The sequence below is a fragment of the Psychrobacter sp. R86515 genome (genome assembly GCF_042466315.1).
Taxonomy (GTDB): domain Bacteria; phylum Pseudomonadota; class Gammaproteobacteria; order Pseudomonadales; family Moraxellaceae; genus Psychrobacter.
Window position 1 is genome coordinate 2,514,027 of record NZ_JAXHCC010000001.1, and the last position, 23,075, is coordinate 2,537,101.

Genomic DNA, 23,075 nt, shown 5'->3' on the forward strand with positions numbered 1-23,075 from the left:
TTCACCTCTTTGCCTTTTTATTAGCTACCTTTCGCATCGTTGCTCTTATATAAGTTATCTTATATCAGTTACTTTGAGTCACTTTTATTATGAGCTAAGCTTTCTTATACTACTCAGCTTGCATAGTGATCTGCTCGCAAATCCGCTATTTTCTTATTCCATAACGAGACGTTCAATGGGACTCACATGGTAACGCTCACCCCAACTCAAGAGAAATACCTACCTTACGTACTAGCGGTAGCGCTATTTATGCAAATTTTAGACGCTACTATTTTGAATACCTCGTTGCCACAAATGGCGCAGGCACTCGGTGAGTCACCACTAAAGATGCAGTGGGCCGTCATCAGCTACGCATTGACCCTAGCGATTTTTATCCCTATCAGTGGTTTTTTAGCGGATAAATATGGCACACGCCGCGTATTTTTATCAGCGGTCATCATTTTTTGTATTGGCTCATTACTGTGCGCGGCGTCACAAACGCTAGATTTTTTGGTTGCCTCACGTGTGGTACAGGGTATCGGCGGTGCCATGATGACGCCTGTCGCTCGTTTAATATTGGTTAAGTCTTATCCGCGCAATAAGCTGCTCACTGTGATGAATTTTGCTGTGATACCAGCGTTGGTTGCACCACTAGTCGGTCCAGTATTGGGTGGCTATATTGTGCAATATGCCAGCTGGCATTGGATATTTTTGATCAATATACCGATGGGTGTGGCAGGTTTTATCATGGGCAAAAAACTGGTACCAGCGCTATATGAAGATACCAAGCGTCTTGACTGGACAGGGTTTGTATTGTTTGCCGCAGCTGCTTGCGGATTCACACTGGCTGTTGAGTTTGGTTCGCAGACAGGTCGCGGGGTTTATGGGTTATTACTCGGGTTAGGCGCAAGTCTATTGATCGGCGCATATGTCTGGCATGCCAAACGGCGAGCGGCACCATTATTTCCACTGAGCTTGTTTGATATTCGCACTTTTCGAATTGGTATTACAGGCAATTTGTTTACGCGGCTTGGTATCAGTGCCGTGCCCTTTTTATTGCCTTTATTACTTCAGGTGGTATTTGAGTACTCACCTTCGCAGGCAGGTTGGTTGCTTGCCCCGATTGCAGTGGGTGCTATAGGCATCAAACCTTGGGTTAGCAAGATTATTCAACGGTTTAGCTATCGCAAAGTACTGGTCTACAATACCTTGTTTATGGGTTCGCTTATCATTGTACTAGCGCAGTTTAACGATGCGTCGCAGTGGCTATGGTTTATACCCATCTTGACCGTCATGGGTGCCTGCAACTCTATGCAGTTTAGCGCGATGAATACGATTACGATTGGCGATTTACAGGGGACACAAACCAGTAGTGGTAATAGCTTAATGGCGGTCAATCAGCAGTTAGCGATTAGCTTTGGTATTGCGTTCGGTGCTGCTGTGTTGAATCTACTACGTGAGCGTCTACAGATGGATACACTAGTGGCGTTCCAAACCACTTATTGGATATTGGGAATTTTGACCATTCTCTCGGGGCTATATTTTTTACGTCTGAAACCTGAGGATGGCCGAGGTTTATACTAGGGCGTGTCTTCAATCGAGATAAGTTTTCTATTGAGTGAGACTTTACGTACGGCACGTCTCTATTCTGTATAGTCGAAATTTTAAAAATATCTTATCTATAAACAGAAAAAAGCCAGTATGCGATTGGATTATCAATCTTATACTGGCTTTTTATTACGACTTACATTAACAAATATTATGCGTCATCATCACTCATTTGCGTTTGGATGTAGCGCTCTACACCAATACTCTCAATCAAGTCCTGCTGCGTCTCTAACCAATCTTCATACTCTTCATTACCATCTTTTAGCGTGACTAATAGCTGGCGAGAGACATAGTCAGACTTTGTCTCACACAAGGTGACGGCATTAGTAATAATATCAAATTTTTGTCTCTCAAGGCGTAGGTTACACTCAATGATTTCTGGTACATCTTCGCCAACCAATACCTTGCCCAGTTCCTGCAAGTTTGGCAAACCGCCTAGCAATAAAATACGAGCGATTAGGTCGTCTGACCACTTCATCTCCGCAATAGATTGCTTATATAATGAGTCATTAAGTGCCTCTAGACCCCAATGACGTGCAATACGTGCATGCAAAAAATACTGGTTGATGGCAATCAATGACTGCCCAAGTACTTTATTTAACGCGCGAATAACTTCTTTATCCCCTGTCATTACCTTTCTCCCTTAATCTCTGTTATTTATGCTAAATACTGTGAATGCTACTTATATGTAGGATGATATCAGACAATATTAGGAGTGACTTCAGCCATTTGGCTTTGTAGGTAATTCGGTAGACCAATCATGTCGATGAGACGGAGCTGCTGCTCAAGCCAATGCGCATGATCTTCTTCGGTATCTTTCAACTGCTCGACCAACATCTCACGCGTGACATAGTCATGCTCTGCTTCGCAAAGTGCGATGCCTTCTTTTAGATGCTTTTGTACTTGGTACTCTAAATCTAGGTCAAACTGCAACATCTCAGAAACAGTCGCACCAATATGGATAGCGTCGACCGACATCTTTGGCGTGCCACTCAACATCAAGATACGGCGAATGATATTCTGTGCGTGTAGCGTTTCGTCTTCCATTTCATGATGGATACGGTCGTATAACTTGCCATAGTGCCACTCAGCGTACATCTCTGAATGAATAAAATATTGGTCACGAGCGGCAAGCTCACCACCTAGTAAGAAATTCAAATAATCAATGACTTTCTGGCTACCTATCATAACGCGTACTCCCCTATTTATTTTTACCGATCACCATACATCCACAATTTATCATATAAGGATAGCATAATTGGCAAACTGATCAGTAAAATCAAAATCAATAAAATGGCTTCTAATCTTAGGTAAATATAGTAGCATACAGGCGCAGTATAGGGTGTAACGTTATGAACTAAGAATAAGATGCTAATTGAGAATCATAATTAGCTACAACTAGTATTGATATGTGTTATGTAACATGTTGGCGTTTGAGTGAGATTATATGGACGCTTGCACCCGACCCTTTAGGTATAATAAAGTTAGATGCAGAATATTGAATATATTTTATCGTATTATATTACAAGGTATATAATTGATAATATTTAAACAGCGTATGCTAGATTGTTGAGTTTTGCATGGTGTTCGTCTAGGTAGTCATTGACCATCGGCTCACAACAGCCACAGCACGTTGCTACATCGAGCGTATCTTTTAGACCATCGAGCGTATCAACACCTGCAGCAATAGCTGCTTTGATTTGCTTTTCTTTTACGTTGTTGCAGATACATACGTACATGGATTGGCTCCTCGGAATACCACTATTCGATAATGACAGCATACGACACTTATATAAAAACCTTTGTGATAAGTGTCATTGATAAACGGATAATTTACTGTTTTTTAGCAATGAAAACTTAGTCGTTGAAATCACGTTTATCGCTTGCAGTATAATAACGATAATTATTATCATTTTCAATCACATTCGATATATTTATTTTTCGAGACAGTATCCTTATATTACAGGCAGTTCATTTATGTAAGTGGATATAAGTGTGCGTGTAACCGAATATTGTCAAAGGTAGTGAATTGACGATGAACTGTAAATTTGATTATTTTTTAATCGATTTTGTAGATAACTGCTGTTATATTGAACCCCTATTAACGAAGCCCATTGGAATTCACCTATGTCTGATAATAATTTTACGATACGACCTATCGATTTATTCAAAGTCCTATCTGATCCGACACGTCTAAAAATATTTCAAATTCTTTTTAAAAAAGAAGCACGTTGCGTGGGTGATTTGGTAGATATGCTGGACCAGCCACAACCAACGATATCACGCCACCTAAACCATTTGAAAAAATTGGGTATTTTGAGCTGTGTACGTGATGGTACTTGGATGTGGTATGAGGTCGCTGATGATTTACCAGATTGGTGTCAAGATATCTTGGACATCACCTACGAGCAAATCACTCCTAGAGGCACTAGTAGAGATGTATCAGATCTTGCTTAGACACTAGTGTCCGCTTAGATTTTTGGTTCTTTGACTGTGCTTTATAAAAAGCGTTAAAGACCATAAATCTGCGGCAATGCTCCAGACCAAAAAAGACCTACTTTCGTAGGTCTTTTTTTTGCTCAACTATTGATAATTTGACTTAAATTGCGCTAGATCAAATGCTTATACAAGATCTAAGAAGTCGCTAATAAAGGCATTGGCTGGCTGGTGTATTAGCTCTTCTGAAGTGCCTACCTGCTCTACTCGGCCCTGATTCATCACGACGATCTCATCTGATACCGCACGTGCCTCTTCTTGATCGTGCGTTACCATGATACTTGTGATACCAAGCTCGTGGTGGATATTCTTTAGCCAAGTGCGCAGCTCTTTACGTACTTTGGCATCTAACGCACCAAATGGCTCATCCAGCAATAGCAGCTTTGGCTTGACCGCAAGTGCCCGTGCTAGCGCAATACGCTGACGCTGACCACCTGATAGTTGGTGCGGATACGCATTGGCAACTTGTGGGAGCTGTACGAGATCTAACAGCTCTGCCACGCGCTTATCGATATCCGCTTTGCTAGGACGCTCATTCTTTGGTAGTAACGTCAATCCAAAGGCAACGTTATCTGCGATGTTCTTATGACGGAACAACGCATAATGCTGAAACATAAAGCCAATATGACGCTTTTGTACTGGCGTATTGGTGACATCCATCTCATCAAACAGTACCTGTCCAGAGTCGGCATATTCCAGACCAGCAATGATACGTAACAATGTGGTCTTACCGCAGCCTGATGGACCTAGCAAGGTCGTCAGCTTGCCAGTTGGCACAGTAATATTGATATTGTCTAAAGCCGTAAAGTCACCAAATTTTTTATTAACGTTGCGAATCTCAATGCTCATAATGGTATCTCTTATAATATCTTTTGTCGTATTGAGACTGATGTCTTAACGACTGTGTCAATATGATTGAACAATCTTGAATACTTACCCAAACAACTTATAGCTTACTAGCACTCTCAGCCGTTGACGTCGTCGCATTGGCACTCACTGGTAGCTCAGGGGCAGCCGCCAAACGTTCAGACTTAGCAAATTTTCGCTCTTGCATTTTGGTCATGACTTGCTGAATCAGTAGCGTCACTAAGGCAAGTGCGGCAAGTAAGCTCGATAAGGCAAATGCAGCGGTAAAGTTATAATCATTATAGGCAATCTCAACCAACAGCGGCATGGTATTGGTCTCACCGCGAATGTGACCAGATACCACACTGACCGCACCAAACTCGCCCATCGCACGTGCATTGGTCAAAATCAAACCATACAGCAGCGCCCATTTAATATTAGGCAATGTCACATGCCAAAAGGTCTGCCAGCCAGTCGCGCCTAAGGTCAACGCTGCTTGCTCTTCAGAGTCGCCTTGGGTCTGCATCAATGGTATCAGCTCACGTGCCACAAACGGAAAGGTCACAAATAGCGTCGCCAGAATAATACCAGGCACCGCATAGATGACTTGAAAACCCATACTTTCAAGCCAGCCACCAATCGTAGAGTTCAGTCCGAATAGCAGCACAAACATCAAACCGGCAACGACAGGTGATACGGAAAATGGTAAATCAAGTAAGGTGGTGACCAGCTGCTTACCTTTAAACTGATAGCGTGTGACCAACCATGCAATCGCAATACCCATGACCATGTTGATCGGTAAAACAATGCCTGCTGTAATGAGCGTCAGCTTGATGGCCTGCAAAGCTTCAGGGTCAACCAATGACGCAAGATATAACTGCCAGCCGTTTTTAAAAGCCTCATAAAACACAGCCAATAATGGCACCACCAGCATTAAGACCATAAACAGCACAGCGATCACAATAAAGGTACGGCGTATCCATGGCGTGTCTTTGGTTGCAGCGTTGCTTTGGTAGTCGTAGCTATTAGATATTTGCATATTAGCGAGCTCCTACGCGGCGCGACAGTTTCCACTGCATGATATTGATGGTCAATAAAATCACAAACGATATAAGTAGCATAAACAGCGCAACCGCAGAAGCACCTTGAACATCGAACTGCTCAAGTTTACTGATAATGATGAGCGGCAAAATCTCAGACTGCATCGGAATATTACCCGCGATAAAAATAACGGAGCCATACTCGCCAGTAGCACGGGCAAACATCATACCTGCACCCATTAGTAGTGCAGGCAGTAGTTCTGGCAAAATCACTTTACGAAAAGTCGTCAGACGATTAGCGCCCAATACCGCAGCCGCTTCTTCAAACTCAACGGACAGCTCAGCGAGTACTGGCTGCACTGCACGGACGATAAAGGGAAAGCTAACCACAACTAGTGCCAGCCAAATACCTATTGGCGTAAAGGCGACTTGAATATCGAACTTGGCAAACCATTGACCAATCAAGCCATTAGGCGCATATAAAGTGGCAAGCGAGATACCTGTAACGGCGGTTGGTAGCGCAAACGGCAAATCGACTAAGGCATTAATCAGTGACTTACCCCAAAACTCATAGCGCACAAGTACCCATGCGACTAGTGTGCCAAATACCATATTGGTCAGCATCGCCAAAAACGACATCCATAAGCTCAGCTTGATAGCGGCAGTGACTTGTGGCTGAGTAATGGTTTCCCAAAAGCCCGTCCAACCCATCTGCGTCGTGGTATAAGCCATCATGGCAAACGGCAGCACCACCAATAACGACAAGCTAAAGACAGTAATACCCATGCTCAGACCGAACCCAGGTAGCACATTGCGCTGACGCAAACGGGTCAGCCAACCTTTTTTGTTGCCGGGCTTACTGGCAGAAGAAGATGTTGCACTCATAGTGATGTCCTATTGCCTAACTGATGGTACTTAGCGAGGGTGCTCACTGTAAGACCATTATTACCATTGTTATCAAAATTATTATTGGTCGGCTTATGATATAAAGGACATAGTGCGTACGACCATGTCCTTTATGGGGTGCTTCATGACTGACTGTACGATTAATCGAGTTAATCTGTTTCAGTGTTTAGCGCAGTAGCTGCTCTAACTACTCAGCAAGCGATTACTGAGGCGCGTTAATTGCCAATTGGTCAAATACACCGCCATCGCTGAAGTAAGTGCTCATGATCTCATCCCATGTGCCAAAGGCATCGTTCGGGCGGAAAGTCTCAACTGGCGGTAATTTGTCACCGTTTTTGTCAAGCACGCTCTTAACGCTAGGACGTAGATATAGATTGGCCGCTAGCTGCTGAGCAGGCTCACTCCATAAGTAATCAAGATACGCTTTGGCAGCGTCTGTAGTGCCTTTTTTATCTGTTACTGTCTTCACAACTGCCACAGGGCTTTCTGACTTGATTGAGTATTTTGGATAAACAATGTCTACTTGACCCGCACCAAAATCAGTCGCTGCAAGGTTGGCTTCGTTTTCAAACGTGACCAACACATCACCGATACCGCGCTGTACGAAAGTTGTCGTCGCGGCACGTCCACCGTTTTCATAGACTTTGACATTTTTTAGCATGTCTTTTACGTAGCCTTTAGCTTTTGTTTCATCTTTATTAAAAGCATGTAGACCATAACCGTATGCACCCAAGAACGCATAACGACCGTTACCCGTCACTTTTGGATTGGCCATGACAATCTCAACACCGTCTTTGGTCAAGTCTTCCCAGTCTTTGATGTTTTTTGGATTGTCTTTACGTACCAAAAATACGATCGTACTGGTAAAAGGAACCGCGTTGTCTGGGAATTTGCTTTCCCAATCTGACTCAACCAAGCCTTTTTTCTCAAGCAGCTCAATATCAGAACCTTGGTTCATGGTGGCAACATCGGCTTGTAGACCGTTGGCAACAGACAGTGCTTGCTTACTTGAGCCGCCATGTGACTGTTTGATTAGAATATTGCTGTCTGGGTTTTCAGCTTTATAGTGCTCAACAAACAATGGGTTATAGTCTTTATAGAAGTCACGTGCCACATCGTATGAGACATTAAGTAGCTCGATATTTTGCCCTTCTGTCGTCGCTGAACCATCAGCTGCGGCCTCAGTAGTCTCACTGTTGCTACAGCCAGCTAGACCAAGAGTCAAAGCAACGCCAGCAATACTCAAGGCACTAAGAGTTTTACTTTTCTGTTGATAACGAGCTACGTCTGTCATAAATACCTCAAAGATGTCTGTTGTGTAATGCAAGTATGCTAACAGCGCCATCTTATTATGTTTAATGATGAATATGCGTATGTTATTGCCAAAAGGGAATAACCAGTAAACAAAGCCAGATATATCAATAAGTTGTTAAAAGAATCTGTATGTATAACTGACTGTTTGTTTATTGATGGTTTTAGTACTGGCATGCGCCCTATCTATCTTGTCCGCGTTTTACTGAAAGCAGTTAAGATAGATAGTTATATAAACTAAGAATGAACGACTAATTCGTAGTTGCCAGCTGATCAAAACGGCCACCATCTACAAAGAAAGCATCCATAATCTCTGCCCATGAGCCAAACACAGCCACAGGTTCAAACGTCTCAATATCAGGCAAAGTATCTTTATGAGCAGCTAAAATTTGCTCATCACTTGGACGCATGTACATTTTTGCCATGAGCTCTTGGGCAGGTTTGTCCCATAAGCCTTTTAGATAAGTACCAGCCGCTTCCGTCTTACCAGATTTTTCAGTCACTGCCGTTACGACCGCCACTGGGTTGGCAATCGTAATCGAATAGCTCGGGTATACGATGTCAACGTTACCCTTTGCAAATTGTTGGGCAGTCAAATGTGCTTCGTTTTCGGTCGTGATCAGCACATCACCTAAACCACGTTGAGTAAAGCTAGTCGTTGCTGCGCGTGCGCCATTGTCATAAGTGACCACGTTTGCCAGCAGCTTTTTGATAAAATCATTGGTTTTTACAGGGTTTTCATTACTGCTTTCTTTGAATTGGTGCAAGCCATAACCGTAGGCACCTAAGAAGGCATAACGTGCTGTACCACTGGTTTTCGGGTTCGGGATGACCACATCGATATCATTACGTGCCAAATCTGACCAATCTTTGATATTTTTTGGATTACCAGCGCGGACCAGTAATACCATGGTGCTAGTATACGGCACAGCATTATTTGGTAGTGCTTGCTGCCAGTCAGCAGCGACCAAGCCTTTTTCCACCAATAGATTCATATCGCTCTCTTGGTTAAAGGTCACCACATCCGCTTGCAGACCATTGGCAACAGAGAGCGCTTGCTTACTAGAGCCGCCATGTGACTGATTGATATTTACTTTGCTATTTGGGTGAGTCTTCTGATAGTCGGTACTGAATAAAGTGTTGTAGTCTTTATAAAAGTCGCGAGACACATCATAGGAAACGTTGAGTAGATTGACATCCTGTGCCCCCCCACTTGCATTATTCGTCGCGTCATCTTGTGTCGCTTCTGTTGGACTGCATCCTGTCATTATCATTGCTGCTGCGAGCATGCCGCTGGTGGCAAGTACACGCGCTTTTACAGGCTTATTATTAGTTGATTGAATGCTAGCAATGCTGATTTGTTGGAATTTTTTTTGCATGATGCTCTCGATAAAAGTATTAGAAGCGTTTTGTCAAAATCTTGACCATCATCACAGGGCCTACAATCTTTTGAGTTCGGTTGTCGGGATGATGCAAGCTATGCTAGCAGCATAAATAGCAAACGCTTAGTGACGAATTAGCTTATCGACTAGTGAAGTTGGCATAAGTGATAGGAGCAATCGTTTTGCAGCATCAAGCATAAAAGGAGGTAAATAACTGCTGGCAGGTTTATTAAGTAGACTATGATTTGGGTAGGCTGTACCATTATTTGTACGTCATGAAGTTTGCTGTATCAATGATACTTTCATCATCCCGCTACTATGCGAACCTTACTTTTCTACTTGACCAAAGGCCCTTATATGACTCTTTTATACCATCAATTTCGTTCTATTGTAGGGCTAATAATAATGACCTCTACCCTAGCGGCTTTAACAGGCTGTAATAACGTGTCGCCCACTGTGAACAGCGCTAACCACATCACGGTCAAATCAGTTGCCAGTACAACATCTGCTTTGCCAGCTATTCAAAGTAATGATTTGGGTGACAATGTCTCAGCAGACAGATTTTCAAGAGATAAAGTTTCAACAAACAAGGTTTCAGCGGATTACGCTTCTGCAGACTATGATAAACGTGCGCAAGGCTATGATTGGGTTGGCGTGATGGTACGAGCAGATGGTGATCGACAGATTGACATTAAAGTTCGCTCACGCAGCGATATCAAAAAACCTACTTGTCACTTCGATGGTAAGGCGACATTGATGGGCCAAGATACTGCTCATGGTACGATTTTTCAGTCAAAGGTAAATGACAGTACTGCTTTTTTTCAATTTAAGGATGACACCCTCATCATCGACAGCCCAGATAAGTATGCACTGAACTATTTTTGCTCAGGTGGCGGCTCACTTGCTGGAGAATATAATAAGCTGGCAGAAGGCTTGGAGATTTAATAGACAGCGCTAACATGCGTTAGGGCGTGTTTTTCATTTTAAAAATAGTGATAAAAACAAAAAGGTGCCAGACCATAAGTCTGACACCTTTTTTACAACTGGCTTAGTACGAGTTATTTATCCTGATGATCTGCCTTTATACTGCAGATGCACCCGTTAATTTCACCTCAGCACGCTCTTCTTTTGCGATACCAGCATAGTAGTCACGCAAAATCTGTAGTACTTCTGGACGGCTAAAGTTTTCTGGTACATCTTCGTCTTCTGATAGCGCTTTACGCAGCTTAGTACCTGACACTTTAACGTGCTCAGAGGCGTCATGCGGGCAAGTCTTGTCAGAGGCCATCGCATTACAAGCGTTACACCAGAACGTCCAGCCAATTTTGAGCGGTTGGGTGATAAGGTCATCTTTACCAACGTGCTCAAAAATCGTTTGCGCATCAAACGCACCATAGTAATCGCCGACACCCGCATGGTCACGACCAACAATCAGATGGCTACAGCCATAGTTTTGACGGAATAGCGCATGTAACAATGCTTCACGTGGGCCAGCATAGCGCATATCCAATGGATAGCCCGCTTGGATAACGGTATCTTGTCTAAAGTAGTTATCAATTAGTGTTTTGATGGCTTCTTGACGAACTTCTGCTGGGATGTCGCCAGGTTTCAATGCGCCTAATAATGAATGAATCAATACACCATCACAGATCTCAATTGCAATCTTAGCCAGATACTCATGTGAGCGGTGCATCGGATTACGCGTTTGGAATGCAGCCACTGTTTTCCAGCCTTTAGCATCCAAAATTTCGCGCGTTTCTGCTGGCGTTTTGTAGATTTCTGGATATAACGTTGGGAACTCGCCTTCACTCAATACTTCAACACTACCGGCAATATTGACGGCTTCTTGGTTCAGTACTTGCTGTACGCCTGGATGCTCTGAATCCGTGGTCGTGAATACTTGCTGACACTCGTGTTCTTTATCGATGGTATAGGTCTCTTCTACCGTCAAGATACCCATGACTTCGCCATCTTGAGCGACCAAGGCTACTTTGTCGCCTTGGCTCAAATTATCTGCAGTTTCTTTTGGCGCAGACAAAGTGATAGGAATTGGCCAAAACAAACCCGCGTTTTCGCCGCTTTGCAGACGCATGTTGTCTACCACGCCCTGCCAGTCCGCTTGATTCATAAAACCATTTAACGGAGTGAAACCGCCGATACCGAACATGATTAAATCACCGCGCTCACGTGAGCTTAGGGTGATGGTCGGCAATGTGCTGGCAAGCTCTAATGCTTGATCGCGTGCTTCACCTTCTAACAACAGTGGTTTAAGCTCGGCACTGCCATGTGGTGGAACCAGCTTTGATTTGAATTGGGATTGGGTTGGGCTTTGAGTCTGAGACATATAGTTATTAAAACCTCTTATAAAAAGAATGGTTGGAAGAAATGAGCAAAAATGCAACAGCGATTAAATGTACAAAACTGAGAAGAAAGCCGTCGATAGATAATAAGTAGCGTGCTATCGATTGGGCATTAAATTTGATACGCATAGGCTACCTAACTTTCGTTATGAAAATTTATGCTGTGTTTGGATATGGATATGTCTGAAAGGAATTTATGTTTCTGGGTACAAGCTTATATGATGTATAGCTGAATTATTTACATTGCGAACGGCAATAAAACCTATTACACACGCAAATCATTTTCGTCGCTGATTTTAAGATTAAAAACAAAACTGAGATTACGTCATGTATCAATATAATTACGCTGACCAGACTTTGGTAGAGGAACGAGTTGCCCAATTTCGCGACCAAACCGAGCGGTTTTTGGCAGGTGAGCTGCCAGAAGAGCAGTTTTTGCCATTGCGGTTGCAAAACGGCCTGTACATCCAGCGTTATGCGCCGATGTTGCGTATCGCCATTCCTTACGGTTTACTTGCCAGCTACCAGTTGCGCAAACTGGCCGAGATTACTCGCAAGTATGATAAAGGCTATGGCCACTTCACCACGCGTACCAATATTCAGCTGAACTGGCCAAAGCTAGAAGATGTGCCAGATATTTTAGCTGAATTAGCCTCGGTACAAATGCATGCTATCCAAACCTCAGGCAACTGTATTCGTAATACCACTACTGATCCATATGCTGGTATCCATAAAGAAGAAATCGCTGACCCACGTCCCTATTGTGAAATTATTCGTCAGTGGTCAACCTTCCACCCTGAGTTTGCTTTTTTACCGCGTAAATTTAAGATTGCTGTGATCGGTACCAATGATGACCGCGCGGCAACCCAAGTACATGATGTCGGTCTACACGTAAAAACCAATGATGAAGGTGAGATTGGTTTTGAGGTATTGGTTGGTGGCGGGCTTGGACGTATCCCTGTCCTTGGTAAAGTCATCAATAAATTCTTGCCACGTCAGCATCTGCTGAGTTATTTAGACGCTATCTTGCGTGTCTATAACTTGCATGGTCGCCGTGACAAAGGCAGTAAATACAGATCACGTATCAAAATTTTGGTCGAAAGCATGGGCGGTCCAGCCTTTGCCAAATTGGTCAATGCCGAGTGGGAAGCCCATACCAAAGATGGTCCGCTTACTTTGACTGATGAGAACTTTGCAACGGCGAGCAGCTTCTTTAGTGAGCCTGACTATGCATCGTTCGACGCATTACAAGTACAGTCTGAGCTACAACAGCAACTGAGCGCTGATAAAGATTTTGCCAATTGGTATAACCAAAATACCGTAGCGCACAAAGTAGCTGGCTATCGTGCCGTGGTTATTTCTCTTAAGGCAGGTTTGGTCGATGGCAAATATGTACCATCTGGTGATGTCAGTGAATCACAAATGGACGCCTTGGCCGATCTTTCTGACAAGTATAGCTTTGGTGAGCTACGTGGTACTTATCAGCAGAATCTAGTATTCGCTGACGTGCAAACCAATAAACTTTATGAGTTATGGCAGCAGCTATCAGAATTGCATTTAGCGCGCGCAAACATCAACACCCTAACAGATATGATTGTCTGCCCAGGTTGGGATTACTGCTCGCTTGCCAATGCGACCACCCACAACATCGCTGAGCAAATCGAAAAACAGTTCGATGACCTAGACTATCTATACGATTTGGGTGAGATTCGCCTGAACATGTCTGGCTGTATCAATGCTTGTGCGCACCATCATACAGGCGATATTGGTATCTTGGGCGTCGATAAAAAAGGCGAACATTGGTATCAGATTAGCCTTGGCGGCAACTCTAGCGACGATGCCAAACTTGGCAAAATCTTAGGCAAATCTGTGCCTGCCCTTGAGGTTGCTAACACCATACAGCAGATCGTTGATGTCTATGTGGACTTACGTGCCAGCACTGATAACGATGTAGAAAGCTTTGGTCAATTGGTTGAGCGCGTTGGTATTGATCCATTTAAGGAGAAGGTCTATGGCTAATCACCATATTTTGGACAGTCATGGCGTCGATATCGGCAGTCAAGATACATGGCATGTACTTACTACTGATGCGCTACCAGAGAGCATTGTATCGACTAACATTACGTTGCTTGAGCTACTACAAAAACAAGAAAAGCCTGACGTGATCGTGCCACTTGTTGATCTGTTAGATACTACGGGCGCACAGGCTGGCGGTCTGATTAAAGAAGTCTATGAGCTGATCGTACAGCACAGTAGCCGACTTGGATTGTGGGTTACTGCCGATACTGACGCTGATGCACTAGAAGGGCTTAGTGAGTTCTTATCAACGCACGCACTTATCGTGATTGATGTGCCGAAGTTCGCTGATGGTCGTCACTTTAGCTTTGCACGTACGCTGCGCCAAATCGGTTATACAGGCGAGATTCGAGTGGCTGGCGCGTTTGGCCGCGATCAAATTGCTTATATGCTACGCACTGGGGTTGATAGCTTTGTATTGAGCGAGCATGACCTAGAAGCCGATTCTAAGTTTGGTATTGAGCAAGCCTTTACTGCCCTTGCTAGCAGCTATGATGGCCGAAGCGCTTCAGATTTACCGATGTTTGCACAACCGTCAGAGACATCAGTCGCATAGCTGTCGCATTGACCATTAATTTTATAGTAATACCCAATATTTTTAATCAACCCTTTTATATTAACAACAATTAAGGAACGTATTATGAGCCAATTACACCCAAATCTAGATCTTGACCAAGCCAACCAAGACCTGCAAGGTAAGTCACCTGAGCAAATCGTTGAGTGGGCACTGACTCAAGCAAAAAACCCAATCATCACGACCAACTTCCGTCCGTATGAGTCGGCTATTTTGCACTTGGTTGCCAAACAGCGCCCTGATATCACGGTATTGTGGGTAGACTCAGGCTACAACACTGATGCTACTTATCAGTTTGCCAACAAGCTTATCCATGACTTGAACCTAAATGTCGTTACTTATATTCCTAAGCAAACGGCGGCACACCGTGACGCGACGATGAATGGTATCCCAGGTATCGATAACCCACAGCATGACGAGTTCACTGAACAAGTGAAACTTGAGCCGTTCCGCCGTGCATTAGATGAGCTAAAGCCAGATGTATGGTTCAATGCTATTCGTAAAGACCAAACTGAGTTCCGCCAAGGTCTTGATGTACTTAGCTTATCAAAAGACGGCGTACTAAAGGTAGCGCCATTGTTTGAAAAAACAGATGCTGATTTGGATGTGTACTTAGAAGAGCACAACTTACCAAATGAGCATGACTACTTTGATCCAACTAAAGTAGAAGAAAGCCGTGAGTGTGGCTTGCATACTCAGCTATAGTAAGGCGCTGACTGTGGCTATTGTTTGTTGAACAATGGCTATAGCTATATCAATAAAAAAATCCCGCTTGGCTCTTATAGAGTCATTAAGCGGGATTTTTTTTATGCTGTTCTATCTATATCGAAAATTTACTGCTATTCCTATTGTTAGCGAAAACAGGAACTAATATCTCAAAAACGAATATACTAATGCCAATTCACTAGGTGAGAGTGTGCTTGTGATACCTCATAATGGCGGCATTCCTGATATCTTTTCTACCTTTTATAATAAACAATTAAATATATGGTGACATTATGAACACCTTCCCGCTATTTTTTAAATTAGAAGACCGTAAAGTGCTCATCGTGGGCGGCGGCGAAGTGGCACTGCGTAAAGCGGATTTGCTCAGCCGTGCAGGTGCCTGTATCACTATACTTGCACCTGATATCAGCCATGAGCTACAAGCTTTGCTAACTGACGATAAGCACCAGTTTATCTATGAGAATTATAATAAAACCTATATGTCAGGCGCACGGGTAATCATTGCCGCGACTGATGATGAGACGCTGAATCACCAAATCTATGCAGACGCAACTGAGCTAAACATTCCAGTCAATGTGGTCGATACCCCGCATTTATGTGACTTTATCTTTCCAGCCATTATCGATCGCAATCCCATTGTGATTGGTATTTCATCAAATGGTAAAGCGCCTGTGCTGGCACGCTTATTACGTGCCCGCCTTGAGACATTAATCCCGCAAGGCTATGGAAAATTAGCCAAGCTGGCAGGTGAATTCCGCAGTGAGGTAAAAGCCAAAATACCCACGCTTACTGGCCGTCGTCAGTTTTGGGAGCGCGCGTTTGAAGGCCAAGTCAGTCAGCTCATGTTCGCCGGTAATGAAACTGAAGCGGCGACACAATTAAAAGCTGATTTAGATAGTACCGCAGCGGCTATCAGTAAGAAAAGCGACGATACAAATTCGGTTAGAGAGTCAGATGCCATCAAGCCCGTCGCATCGGATGAGCCAGAAAAAGAGTTACCAGCCGTTGGTGAAGTCTATATTGTGGGCGCAGGTCCGGGTGATCCAGAGCTGTTGACCTTCAAAGCCTTGCGTCTGATGCAGCAAGCAGACATTGTCTATTATGACGCCTTGGTCTCGCCGCAAGTTTTAGATTTGTGCCGCCGTGATGCGGACAAAGTGTTTGTAGGTAAAAAACGTAGCAACCATGCCGTTGCTCAACTTGGTATCAATGAGCTGTTGGTCAATAGTGCCAAAGAAGGTCGCCGTGTGGTGCGTTTAAAAGGTGGTGATCCGTTTATCTTTGGGCGTGGCGGTGAAGAGATTGAGAGCTTGCGGGCACATAATGTACCTTATCAAGTCGTTCCAGGCATCACCGCTGCCAATGCCGCTGCTAGCTATGCAGGCATTCCTTTAACTCACCGTGATCATTCACAATCAGTGCGTTTTGTGACGGGATTTTTGAAAGCTGGTGCACCTAACAGTAATTTTAAAAGCTTCTTAAATACTGATGAGACGGTCGTATTTTATATGGGTCTGCACTCGCTGGCACGTTTGACTGAAGGCTTGGTTGACGCTGGTCGCAGTAGCGAGACGCCGATTGCTATCGTCTCTAATGCGAGTATGCCCAATCAGCAAGTATTGACCGGTACGCTTGCAACGATTGTTGCCAAACAAGAGCAAGCACAATTGCCAACGCCTGCCCTTCTCATCATGGGCGACGTGGTCAGCTTGCATCATGATTTGGCTTGGTATAATTTGCAAAATCAGCAGCACAGTCAAAACAGCGATGATATAGCTAAAAATTGGTTGCGTGAAGGGTCAAGAGGTGAAGCAGTAAAACAACCAATAGACCAACAAGCTCATGCCCTATCGATGGTCGCAAATCTTGCGACGCAGCAAGGAGATGGTCTGGAGCAACTGATTATTGACTAGCGCTTACTGCTAACCTACAAAACGATGAGTCTTGCATAAGAAGAAAACCCTACCAGTATATTATTGGTAGGGTTTTCTTTTGGTAACAGCGCAAATCTCAGCGATTCTTGCTAGAATGAAGACTTTCTACTGCTCATACTTATAGTCTACTTATGCCCATACCTGATGCTAGCTTGTCTTCCTCTTTAATCACGCAAATGAAACCTTTAACCATATTGCATACCTCAGACTGGCACTTGGGGCGACGTCTGTATGGGCGTCTTCGTTACGAAGAGTTTGAGTCATTCCTGCATTGGCTACAAGACACCATCAGCGCGCAAAAAGTAGATATATTGATCGTCGCAGGTGATATCTTCGATACCATGACCCCAAGCAATAAAGCCCAAGCGCTGTATTATGAGTTCTTGGGTAAGGTCTCACGCTCCTGCTGTCAGCATGTGGTTATTGTCGCAGGCAATCACGACTCACCAACATTTTTAGACGCGCCAAGCAATGTGCTTAAATTTTTGAATGTACATGTGATTGGTACTGCTTGTGATAATTTAAACGACGAAGTATTGGTCTTGGGTGATGACGACAACAACCCTCATTGTATTATCGCCGCTGTGCCCTATCTGCGCGATCGGGATGTGCGTAGCAGTAGCGCTGGCGAGTCCGCAGATAGCAAAGACGCCAACGTTATCGCTGGTATTTGCGAGCATTATGACAATGTTGCAGACATTGCGAAGGCTAAGCAAGCCGACTTAATCAGAATGCATCAGCGATATATTCCTATCATCGCGACAGGACATCTATTCGCGTCTGGTGGTAAAACAACCGAAGATGATGGTGTACGCGAGCTCTATGTCGGCTCACTAGGTAAAATCTCTGCCGATATGTTCAATGATGGCTTTGATTATGTGGCACTTGGGCATTTGCACGTGCCGCAGCGTGTTGGCGGTCGTGAGAGTATTCGCTATTCAGGCTCACCTATCGCGATGGGTTTTGGGGAAGCTAAACAGCAAAAGCAAGTATTGCTGGTACAGTTTGGTGCTGCAGAACATTTTAATAATGGCAACTCAGAGCTGAACGTCGCACCTGATAATATTACTCCTCATGCCATCAATATAGCAGCTGATATTGGAGTCACCAAAGTTAAAAAAACAGTAGATAAGTTAGCAGAAAAAACCGATAAAAAAGTGGCGAGTCAGGCACTACCTTTCATAGATGACTTGTTTGGCTTTGATGAGCCTTCAGATGATGAAGATGTGGCACAATCTACTGCCGTAGAAAATACTCCTGTTAAGCAAGATACAAACAATCAACCAACCTCAGATGATGCCGTGACTATCAATGAAATACTGCATCGCGATGACGCTAATCAAATGCAAGTAGTCTCCCTGCCCATCCCAAAGTTCCAACAGCTGGCGCAAATATCTGGTGACTTAACCACGATTGATCAAACCGTTAGAGCGCTTACGCAATCGGACTCTATTTGGCTAGAAATTGTCTATACAGGGGATGAGATTGTCAGTGATTTGCGTGAGCAAGTGCAAGCAATGGTAGAAGGGTTACCCTGTGAAGTGCTTAAGATAAAAAACACTCGTACTTATAATAAAGTACTGAATCAAGAAGCGATGTCCGAAACTCTACAGGACTTAAATGAGATGGATGTGTTTGAGCGCTGCTTGAACGTTAATGAGGTGACCGATGCGCAAAAGCTGACATTACGGGATGCATATGCTCAAATTATTCACGATATTCATCATAAAGATGCGCAAGCCGAATAATAAAGTGATCTTAATGATTTAAGCTTGATTGCATGATAACGAATTAACCCACTTTCACCTTTGATAGCCATCTAATAACGATAAGACCCTGCCATGCGACTAATTGAACTGCGACTAAAAAACCTAAACTCTTTAAAAGGCGAATGGCACATTGACTTTACCGATGCCGCGTTTGTTAATGAGGGTATTTTTGCTATTACAGGGCAAACAGGCGCTGGCAAGACCACTATTTTGGATGCGATTTGTTTGGCACTATATAGCCGAACTCCTAGATTGGGCGACATTACTGGCTCAACCAATGAGATGATGACCCAAGGCACAGGTGAGTGCTCTGCCGAAGTGGTAATAGAAATTTCTGATAAACACTATCGCTGCTCATGGTATCAGCATCGGGCGCGCAAAAAAGCCAAAGGCAACTTATTACCTATCAAACATGAGATTAGTGATGTCCACACTACCAAAGTATTGGAAGAGAAGAAGTCAAAAACTGCAATTTATATTCAAGACTTAATTGGTATGGATTTCAATCAATTCACTCGGTCTATTATGTTGGCTCAGGGCAGTTTTGCAGCATTTTTAAAGTCTGATGTTGCTGATAGAGCTGCCATTTTGGAAAAAATAACCGGCACAGCAATTTATGCGCAGATATCTAAAAACGTGTTTGAAAAAAAACGATATGAGGAGAACCAGCTCGCCAAACTGCAAGCAGGTATCGACAGCTTACCACTATTAAGTGAGAAAGATGAGGCAACACTGCAAGCAGAGCTGAGCACTCATCAGCAACAACAGACTGTGCAGCGAGCAACTCTTAAAACCGTGAGCGAGCAGCTGCAATGGCTAAATAAAATAACAGATTTACAGGGCGACCTGACTCATTATCAAGGGCTCATGACCGAGGCTGTAAAAGCACAGAAAGACTTTGTGCCAGAGGCCAGCCGTTTAGATGCCGCCAATAAAGCATTGGAGATTGATAGCCCATTTAAAGAGTTACTCTATAGCCGAAAATACGTGCAAAACTTACGTACAGAACAAGCCGAAATCGCACAAAAACTGCCATTGCAACAGCAGCTTTGCAACCAAGTAACTATAGCATTAAACGCTGCCACTACTAATGAGAACCAAGCAGCAACGGTACTTGACGACACTTTTCCAATTATCGCAAAAGTTCGCGGCCTTGATAGCGAAATCAATCAGCAAGTTCAATTGTTAGCAGACGACAACCAACGTAAAAGTGCACTCGTTATTAGCATGCAGAACTTACGTCAACAAATAGAAGCACACCAAAAAACTGAAAACGACGTTAAAAAACAGCTAAGTAAAATAAGTGAATTTTTCGACCATTACCCAGAGCTGGGTGATATTGATACTGATATGGTCAATTTTGATACGCATTGTGGCAGGCTAAAAACGTTATTGGAAAGTAACATTAGCCTATCAGCAGACAGACAGGCCTATAGTCAGAAGGCTGACCAGCTGCAACGCAACACTGATACGTTATCTCAGCAATTAGAGTCAAGTAAATCATCTATTGCCCAGCAGCGTACGCGACTGACCACCTTACAGCAGCAACAATCAGAAATTGTCAATCATCAGTCAATTGCCAGTATGCGAGCTGAGCAAACACAAGCTGGCCAGATAAGCAATCAAGTCGAGCAAGTGGGTTATAAACTACAGCGTTTGGCTGAAATAGCTGATCAAATCGGTAAAGCACAACAAACATTCCCAACATTAAACAAAAAATCAAACGAGTTAGAGGGTTTGATTGCACGTAATCAATCTGATATTCAGGATGCCAAGGAAAAACGACAAGAACAGCAGACGCATCTACAGCTACTACAAAAGGTCGCTAGGCTTGAAGACTATATCATAGAGTTAGAAGATGGCACGCCCTGCCCGCTTTGCGGTGCGCATGAACATCCTTATGCAAAAAACCATCCACTGCTAGACCAGCATACAGATGGTCATAGTCAGACTACTGATAAAGATCAGCTGTCTCAAACCCAGAGAACGCAGCAGCAGATTACGGAGCTGACCACACGCATTGAAGATTTAGAACACACTTTAGCGACCTATAACCTTGAACAAGCCACCACGAAAGCAGCCTTGCGTAGCAATCAGCAGCAAGCAGAGACGCTACAACAGCAAGCCAAAGACGTCGCGAGTGATATTCAATCTGTGTTGGTCTCGTTACTCAGTCCTCAAAATACGTATACCGATACGCTGACCGCCATTACATCTGGGCTTACTACCATTAGTGATTTTTTTAGTAGTGAGACTGCTTTTGATATCGCAAACATTACGCGCTTTATCGCTTTGCTGAATAATACCCAGCAGCAGATTGAGCGACAACAGCGATCGATTCAAGACGTCCTCATGGATTATGATGCCCGAGCCGACAGTATAGCTACGCTGAGCCACACAATTGACACCGATGAAAAACAGCAGCAATCGTTAACTGATAACCTTAATAGTTTGACTACTGACATTAGGCTTATATCACAAGAAATAGCAGGAATAGACAACCAGATTGAAGCCAATTTTTCTGAGATTACGCCCATTATGGCGACAGTGTCGTCATTAGTAGATAAGTATGATACTGATAAATACAAAGAGTCTTTGAATACGACATATAGCGCCGCAGATATTCAAGCAGCACTCACGCAACTGCATCATAGCATTGAGACATCAGCAGTATTATCCAAGACTGATTGTGACAATCATATCAAACTATTGCGCCAACAAAGTGGCGCTCTAAGAGGGTTAAAACAAACTTATAATGAAATAAAAGAACAGAAAAATCAGCTAAGCAACGACTTAAGCCGTGTCAGCGCGCAAATTGATACCAAGCAACAGCATCTAGCAAGTGACGACAACGCGCTGAAAGAGTTAGAAAATAGTATTTCGAAAAAAACAGATGCGCATCAACAATTAAAGGCTGATAGACACTATCTGTTTGCAGATAAAGACCCTGATAGCGAGAGTAAGAGGTTACAAGCTGCGTTAGACGCAGCAAAAACCCATGCGACAAATGCGCAACGACAAACAGACAGCGCAGCACAAGTGCTCGAACAATTACAATTACGCGAGCAGCAACTAGCAAGTGAGCTTCACACGGCCATCGCAACTCTTGATAATCAGCAGACTACTTTTTCTAATTTACTACTACAGTCACAGTTTGCGAGCGAGGCAGATTTTGAGCAGGCACGACTACCAAAAGAGGTTCGTGACGACTTAAAAGCTCGCCAGTTGAGCATTGAGCAAGCACTCAGTCAAACCAAAGTACAGCTGCAGGCTACTCAAAACGTATTGGATGAACAGCTGGCGAGCCCTTTAACTGAGGAGTCTAAAGAGGTGCTGGCAGGTAGGCAGCAACAACTACAAATAGAGATAGACACACGCTTTGGCATACTGGGAGCGATCGAGCAACAGCTCAAAACCAACGAAGCACAGAAAATCGCTCAAAGTGCACAAGGCATTGCTATTGCAGCACAAAAAGAAACCATGCAAGTTTGGCAACAGTTATATGAATTAATCGGCTCTGCGGATGGTAAAAAATATCGTACCTTTGCCCAAGGTTTAACGTTTCAGGTGATGATTGACCATGCCAACAAACAATTAGGGAAAATGAGTGACCGTTATTTACTTATTCATGATACAGACAACGCATTAGAGCTGAATGTCATTGATAATTATCAGGGCGGTGATATTCGCAGTACCAAGAATCTATCGGGCGGTGAAGGCTTTATCATCAGTCTTGCTTTAGCATTAGGACTGTCTCAAATGGCCAGTCAAAACATACGGGTAGATTCGCTATTCTTGGATGAAGGCTTTGGTACGCTTGATGAAGAATCGTTAGATATTGCACTCGACACTTTGACCAGCTTACAACAAGAGGGGAAAATTATCGGTATCATCTCCCATGTTCAGGCACTCAAAGAGCGTATCCTTACCCAAATTAAGGTAGAAAAAATCTCTGGTGGCTTTAGTCAAATCAGTGGCCAAGGCTGTCAGAAAGTCGTCAGTGAAAAAGCATCATAATTTAATCACTTTACTACTTAATACTTTCAATTAAACCATTTCTTTTAGACA

At 43.6% G+C, this 23,075-nt stretch carries 18 protein-coding genes; 9 read left to right on the forward strand and 9 right to left on the reverse strand.

Translation table 11 applies throughout. The features are described 5' to 3' along the window. Window positions 1-186: 186 nt before the first annotated feature. Window positions 187-1,563 carry a DHA2 family efflux MFS transporter permease subunit gene (locus tag SJY28_RS10425; RefSeq protein WP_341609298.1) on the forward strand — a complete coding sequence of 459 codons (1,377 nt, stop codon included), beginning with the start codon at window positions 187-189 and terminating at the stop codon, window positions 1,561-1,563. 175 nt (window positions 1,564-1,738) lie between these two features. Here SJY28_RS10425 and bfr (SJY28_RS10430) read toward each other — a convergent pair whose 3' ends face one another. The 3 genes from bfr (SJY28_RS10430) to SJY28_RS10440 all read right to left on the reverse strand — a co-directional run bounded on the left by bfr (SJY28_RS10430) (window position 1,739) and on the right by SJY28_RS10440 (window position 3,326). Next, the gene (gene bfr, locus SJY28_RS10430; protein ID WP_379544400.1) at window positions 1,739-2,218 is read right to left on the reverse strand and encodes a bacterioferritin; all 480 of its coding nucleotides are present in this window, start codon (window positions 2,216-2,218) and stop codon (window positions 1,739-1,741) included. Between the two features lie 68 nt (window positions 2,219-2,286). After that, on the reverse strand, window positions 2,287-2,775 hold the full coding sequence (gene bfr / locus SJY28_RS10435) for a bacterioferritin (RefSeq protein WP_160021721.1): 489 nt from the start codon (window positions 2,773-2,775) through the stop codon (window positions 2,287-2,289). A 359-nt stretch (window positions 2,776-3,134) separates the two neighbouring features. Next, window positions 3,135-3,326: a bacterioferritin-associated ferredoxin gene (locus tag SJY28_RS10440; protein ID WP_379544401.1), complete on the reverse strand. Its 192-nt coding sequence runs from the start codon at window positions 3,324-3,326 to the stop codon at window positions 3,135-3,137. A 388-nt stretch (window positions 3,327-3,714) separates the two neighbouring features. Here SJY28_RS10440 and SJY28_RS10445 point away from each other — a divergent pair, with 388 nt between their 5' ends. After that, window positions 3,715-4,044: a helix-turn-helix transcriptional regulator gene (locus SJY28_RS10445; protein WP_057760261.1), complete on the forward strand. Its 330-nt coding sequence runs from the start codon at window positions 3,715-3,717 to the stop codon at window positions 4,042-4,044. A 165-nt stretch (window positions 4,045-4,209) separates the two neighbouring features. Here the strand turns inward: SJY28_RS10445 and SJY28_RS10450 are convergent, their stop codons facing one another. From SJY28_RS10450 to SJY28_RS10470, 5 genes are all read right to left on the reverse strand, one after another. Beyond that, window positions 4,210-4,932, reverse strand: coding sequence for a sulfate/molybdate ABC transporter ATP-binding protein (locus SJY28_RS10450; RefSeq protein WP_379544402.1), 723 nt, complete (start codon window positions 4,930-4,932; stop codon window positions 4,210-4,212). A 97-nt stretch (window positions 4,933-5,029) separates the two neighbouring features. Next, entirely contained in the window at window positions 5,030-5,968 is a 939-nt protein-coding gene (gene cysW / locus SJY28_RS10455; RefSeq protein ID WP_379544403.1) for a sulfate ABC transporter permease subunit CysW, read from the reverse strand. A gap of 1 nt (window position 5,969) precedes the next feature. Next, window positions 5,970-6,854: a sulfate ABC transporter permease subunit CysT gene (gene cysT, locus SJY28_RS10460; protein ID WP_075107596.1), complete on the reverse strand. Its 885-nt coding sequence runs from the start codon at window positions 6,852-6,854 to the stop codon at window positions 5,970-5,972. Window positions 6,855-7,077: 223 nt separating this feature from the next. Further along, window positions 7,078-8,169: a sulfate ABC transporter substrate-binding protein gene (locus SJY28_RS10465; RefSeq protein WP_102093604.1), complete on the reverse strand. Its 1,092-nt coding sequence runs from the start codon at window positions 8,167-8,169 to the stop codon at window positions 7,078-7,080. Window positions 8,170-8,437: 268 nt separating this feature from the next. After that, window positions 8,438-9,565 (reverse strand): sulfate ABC transporter substrate-binding protein, encoded by a 1,128-nt coding sequence (locus tag SJY28_RS10470; protein WP_379544404.1) that lies wholly within the window; start codon window positions 9,563-9,565, stop codon window positions 8,438-8,440. A gap of 408 nt (window positions 9,566-9,973) precedes the next feature. Between SJY28_RS10470 and SJY28_RS10475 the strand changes: the two genes are divergently transcribed. Beyond that, complete coding sequence (locus SJY28_RS10475) at window positions 9,974-10,513, forward strand: hypothetical protein (RefSeq protein WP_379544405.1); 540 nt, start codon at window positions 9,974-9,976, stop codon at window positions 10,511-10,513. Window positions 10,514-10,649: 136 nt separating this feature from the next. Here SJY28_RS10475 and sat read toward each other — a convergent pair whose 3' ends face one another. After that, window positions 10,650-11,912 carry a sulfate adenylyltransferase gene (gene sat, locus SJY28_RS10480; protein WP_379544406.1) on the reverse strand — a complete coding sequence of 421 codons (1,263 nt, stop codon included), beginning with the start codon at window positions 11,910-11,912 and terminating at the stop codon, window positions 10,650-10,652. A gap of 343 nt (window positions 11,913-12,255) precedes the next feature. Here sat and SJY28_RS10485 point away from each other — a divergent pair, with 343 nt between their 5' ends. From SJY28_RS10485 to SJY28_RS10510, 6 genes are all read left to right on the forward strand, one after another. Then, a complete protein-coding gene (locus tag SJY28_RS10485) occupies window positions 12,256-13,947 on the forward strand; it encodes a nitrite/sulfite reductase (RefSeq protein ID WP_379544407.1) in 1,692 nt (563 codons plus the stop codon). Further along, on the forward strand, window positions 13,940-14,560 hold the full coding sequence (locus SJY28_RS10490; protein ID WP_319051714.1) for a DUF934 domain-containing protein: 621 nt from the start codon (window positions 13,940-13,942) through the stop codon (window positions 14,558-14,560). The genes SJY28_RS10485 and SJY28_RS10490 overlap by 8 nt, the downstream gene beginning before the upstream one ends. Before the next feature lie 84 nt (window positions 14,561-14,644). Then, window positions 14,645-15,283, forward strand: coding sequence for a phosphoadenosine phosphosulfate reductase family protein (locus SJY28_RS10495; protein ID WP_114700031.1), 639 nt, complete (start codon window positions 14,645-14,647; stop codon window positions 15,281-15,283). Between the two features lie 293 nt (window positions 15,284-15,576). Then, window positions 15,577-17,217, forward strand: coding sequence for a siroheme synthase CysG (gene cysG, locus SJY28_RS10500; protein WP_379544408.1), 1,641 nt, complete (start codon window positions 15,577-15,579; stop codon window positions 17,215-17,217). A gap of 152 nt (window positions 17,218-17,369) precedes the next feature. After that, window positions 17,370-18,986, forward strand: coding sequence for an exonuclease SbcCD subunit D C-terminal domain-containing protein (locus SJY28_RS10505; RefSeq protein WP_379544409.1), 1,617 nt, complete (start codon window positions 17,370-17,372; stop codon window positions 18,984-18,986). 93 nt (window positions 18,987-19,079) lie between these two features. Further along, window positions 19,080-23,024: an AAA family ATPase gene (locus tag SJY28_RS10510; protein ID WP_379544410.1), complete on the forward strand. Its 3,945-nt coding sequence runs from the start codon at window positions 19,080-19,082 to the stop codon at window positions 23,022-23,024. Window positions 23,025-23,075 lie beyond the last annotated feature (51 nt).

Excerpts from the sequence above, each read along its gene's own strand:
- SJY28_RS10425 (WP_341609298.1), top strand. The coding sequence starts at position 187 with ATGGTAACGCTCACCCCAACTCAAGAGAAATACCTACCTTACGTACTA.
- bfr (WP_379544400.1), bottom strand. The coding sequence starts at position 2,218 with ATGACAGGGGATAAAGAAGTTATTCGCGCGTTAAATAAAGTACTTGGG.
- bfr (WP_160021721.1), bottom strand. The coding sequence starts at position 2,775 with ATGATAGGTAGCCAGAAAGTCATTGATTATTTGAATTTCTTACTAGGT.
- SJY28_RS10440 (WP_379544401.1), bottom strand. The coding sequence starts at position 3,326 with ATGTACGTATGTATCTGCAACAACGTAAAAGAAAAGCAAATCAAAGCA.
- SJY28_RS10445 (WP_057760261.1), top strand. The coding sequence starts at position 3,715 with ATGTCTGATAATAATTTTACGATACGACCTATCGATTTATTCAAAGTC.
- SJY28_RS10450 (WP_379544402.1), bottom strand. The coding sequence starts at position 4,932 with ATGAGCATTGAGATTCGCAACGTTAATAAAAAATTTGGTGACTTTACG.
- cysW (WP_379544403.1), bottom strand. The coding sequence starts at position 5,968 with ATGCAAATATCTAATAGCTACGACTACCAAAGCAACGCTGCAACCAAA.
- cysT (WP_075107596.1), bottom strand. The coding sequence starts at position 6,854 with ATGAGTGCAACATCTTCTTCTGCCAGTAAGCCCGGCAACAAAAAAGGT.
- SJY28_RS10465 (WP_102093604.1), bottom strand. The coding sequence starts at position 8,169 with ATGACAGACGTAGCTCGTTATCAACAGAAAAGTAAAACTCTTAGTGCC.
- SJY28_RS10470 (WP_379544404.1), bottom strand. The coding sequence starts at position 9,565 with ATGCAAAAAAAATTCCAACAAATCAGCATTGCTAGCATTCAATCAACT.
- SJY28_RS10475 (WP_379544405.1), top strand. The coding sequence starts at position 9,974 with ATGACCTCTACCCTAGCGGCTTTAACAGGCTGTAATAACGTGTCGCCC.
- sat (WP_379544406.1), bottom strand. The coding sequence starts at position 11,912 with ATGTCTCAGACTCAAAGCCCAACCCAATCCCAATTCAAATCAAAGCTG.
- SJY28_RS10485 (WP_379544407.1), top strand. The coding sequence starts at position 12,256 with ATGTATCAATATAATTACGCTGACCAGACTTTGGTAGAGGAACGAGTT.
- SJY28_RS10490 (WP_319051714.1), top strand. The coding sequence starts at position 13,940 with ATGGCTAATCACCATATTTTGGACAGTCATGGCGTCGATATCGGCAGT.
- SJY28_RS10495 (WP_114700031.1), top strand. The coding sequence starts at position 14,645 with ATGAGCCAATTACACCCAAATCTAGATCTTGACCAAGCCAACCAAGAC.
- cysG (WP_379544408.1), top strand. The coding sequence starts at position 15,577 with ATGAACACCTTCCCGCTATTTTTTAAATTAGAAGACCGTAAAGTGCTC.
- SJY28_RS10505 (WP_379544409.1), top strand. The coding sequence starts at position 17,370 with ATGCCCATACCTGATGCTAGCTTGTCTTCCTCTTTAATCACGCAAATG.
- SJY28_RS10510 (WP_379544410.1), top strand. The coding sequence starts at position 19,080 with ATGCGACTAATTGAACTGCGACTAAAAAACCTAAACTCTTTAAAAGGC.